The sequence below is a fragment of the Methylobacterium sp. WL116 genome (assembly GCF_008039455.1).
Taxonomy (GTDB): domain Bacteria; phylum Pseudomonadota; class Alphaproteobacteria; order Rhizobiales; family Beijerinckiaceae; genus Methylobacterium.
In genome coordinates, this window is sequence record NZ_VRUV01000576.1 from 1 (window position 1) to 2680 (window position 2680).

A 2680-nucleotide genomic window follows, 5' to 3' on the forward strand; every position below is an offset into this window, starting at 1 on the left:
CCTCTACGTCTGCACCACCTGCCGGATGGAGAGCGATGCGCCGGACGGCCCGCGCGCGGGCGCCCGCCTCTTCGACGCGTTGCGTGCGCTTCCCGCCCCCGACGGCGTGACGATCGAAGCGGTCGAGTGCCTGTCGGTCTGCAAGCGGCCCTGCACCGTCGCCGTGGCGGCGGAGGATCGCTGGACCTACGTCTACGGCGACCTCGACCCGGCGGATTCCGCACGCATCATTCTCGACGGCGTCGGCCTCTACGCCGGCACGCCCGACGGGATCGTGCCGTGGAAGCAGAGGCCGCAGGAATTCCGCAAGGGCGTCGTCGCCCGCATCCCCCCGTTTCCGCCGCGCGCGGCCTGAGCCATCGGCGAGATCCCCATGAGCATCGTCCAGAAGATCCCCTGCACCATCGTCACCGGCTTCCTCGGGGCGGGCAAGACGACGCTGGTGCGCCACGTGGTCGAGAATGCCGGCGGGCGCCGGCTCGCGATCCTCGTCAACGAGTTCGGCGACATCGGCTTCGACAAGTCGTTCCTCGCCGCCTGCGGCATCGAGGGCTGCACCGAGGATTCGATCGTCGAGCTTCCCAACGGCTGCATCTGCTGCACCGTCGCGGACGACTTCGTGCCGGCGATGACGGCTCTTCTCGATCGCCCGAACCCGCCCGAGCACATCCTGATCGAGACGTCCGGCCTCGCCCTGCCCAAGCCCCTGGTCCAGGCGTTCCAGTGGCCGGCGATCCGCTCGCGGGTGACCGTCGACGGCGTCGTCGCGGTCGTGGACGGGCCGGCGGTCGCCTCGGGCGCCTTCGCCGAGGACCCCGAGGCTCTGGCCAACCAGCGCGCCGCCGATACGGCGGTGGACCACGACAACCCGCTCGAGGAGGTGTTCGAGGACCAGCTCCTCTGCGCCGACCTCGTCGTGCTCAATAAGGCCGACCTCCTCGACGCCGCCGGCCTCGCGCAGGTGCGGGCCGAGGTGGAGCGCCAGCTTCCCCGCGCGGTGAAGGTGGTCGAGACAGCCCACGGCAAGATCGACCCGCGGGTGCTGCTCGGCCTCCAGGCCGCCGCCGAGGACGACCTCGACGCGCGCCCCTCGCATCACGGCGCGGGCGAGGATCACGACCACGACGACTTCGAGACCGTGGCGCTCCCGGTCCGCACGGCGATCACCGCCGCCGACCTCGCCGCCCGCGTCGAGAAGGCGGCCGAGACCGAGGGCGTCCTGCGCATCAAGGGCTTCTGCGCCGTCGAGGGCAAGCCGATGCGCCTCGTGGTGCAGGGCGTCGGCCGCCGCATCACCCATCATTTCGACCGTCCCTGGACGGCGGCCGAGCCCCGCGACGGCACGCTGGTGGTGATCGGCCTGAAGGGCTTCGACCAGGGCGCGGTCGCCGAAGCGCTCGCCGGCTAGGGGTTGTCCGCCGCACAGGCTACACTGCGCGTTTTCACGATCACCGCAGATTCCGGGATGCTGGACCGCCGACTTGAGCCAATGAGCATCGATGCGTTCTTCGCCTGGCAGGAAGCCCAAGCGGAGCGGTACGAGCTCGTCGGCGGCGTGCCGGTGCGGATGATGGCCGGGGCGCGCAACGTTCACGACGACATCGTCGTGAACATCCTCGCATGGTTGCGCACGGCCCTACGCGGAAGCGGATGCCGTCCGTTCACCGGGGACGGCAGCGTCGAAACGCTGCCCGGCCAGATCCGCCGCCCCGATATCGGGATCGATTGCGGATCCCGCGATCCGAACGCGCTGAAGGCGGCGCAGCCGCGGCTGGTCGTCGAGGTGCTGTCGCCGAGCACGCGCGACTTCGATGCGTTCGAGAAGCTCGGCGAGTACCGCACGATGGCCGACCTGGAGCATATCCTGCTGGTGGAACCCAATGCGGCGGAACTCCGCCTCTGGACGCGTGATCCGGACCGGCATTGGGCTGAGACCCGTCTTCTCGGGCTCGACGCGACGGTCCCGCTCTTGGCGTTCGGGATCGCCATGCCCGCGGCCGAGATCTACGACGGCGTCGCGTTTCCGAGCCGGCCCCGCCTCGTCCCCGGCGAGCCGGGCGGCTCCGCAGGCTGACCATCGCATGCACCTGATCCGCATCGATACGGTGAGCCTCGACGACGGCGAGGCGGCGGTCGATCTCGGGCAACAGCCCGGCGACGTCGTGTTCCTGTCGTTTACGGATTCCGACCTGCTCGGCGTCGCCAATGCCCACGCGGCCTGCGGCCCGGGCTTCCCGTCGCTGCGCCTGGCCAAGCTGTCGCGCCTGCGCCACCCGATGTCGGTCGATCTCTACGTCGAGACCGTGGTGGCGAAGGCGAGGATCGTCGTGATCCGCTGCCTCGGCGGCCTCGACTACTGGCGCTACGGCGTCGAGCGCTGCGCCGCCGTCGCACGGGCCGCCGGCATCCCGCTGGTGATCCTGCCCGGCTGCGACCGGCCCGACCCGCGGCTCGCCGAGCTCTCGACCGCGCCCGACCTCGCGCCGGTGCTCGACGGATATTTCCGCGCCGGAGGCCCCGAGAACCTGCGCCGCATGCTCGGGCGCCTCGCGGCCGAGATCGGCGTCCCGACCACCGTCGAGCCGCCCGAGACCTTGCCGCGCGGCTTCGCATGGTGCCCGGGCTGCGGACCGCTCGGCCTCGACGCGGCGCTCTCGCTCGGCGCCTCGCCGCTCGGCCT

The 2680-nt window shown here is 71.3% G+C and carries 3 protein-coding genes and 1 pseudogene; all 4 read left to right on the plus strand.

Annotated features, from left to right (window positions below):
* A partial coding sequence (locus FV223_RS24715; RefSeq protein WP_147729439.1) for a DUF1636 domain-containing protein occupies positions 1 to 355 on the plus strand: 355 nt, incomplete at its 5' end.
* 18 nt (positions 356 to 373) lie between these two features.
* Positions 374 to 1408 (plus strand): cobalamin biosynthesis protein CobW, encoded by a 1035-nt coding sequence (gene cobW, locus FV223_RS24720; RefSeq protein ID WP_147729440.1) that lies wholly within the window; start codon positions 374 to 376, stop codon positions 1406 to 1408.
* Positions 1409 to 1411: 3 nt separating this feature from the next.
* On the plus strand, positions 1412 to 2074 hold the full coding sequence (locus FV223_RS24725; RefSeq protein WP_147729441.1) for a Uma2 family endonuclease: 663 nt from the start codon (positions 1412 to 1414) through the stop codon (positions 2072 to 2074).
* A gap of 7 nt (positions 2075 to 2081) precedes the next feature.
* Positions 2082 to 2680: pseudogene (locus FV223_RS24730) on the plus strand (cobaltochelatase subunit CobN); the annotation flags it as partial.

What these genes read in the sequence shown, in the direction of transcription:
- cobW (WP_147729440.1), top strand. Translation starts at nt 374, where the DNA reads ATGAGCATCGTCCAGAAGATCCCCTGCACCATCGTCACCGGCTTCCTC.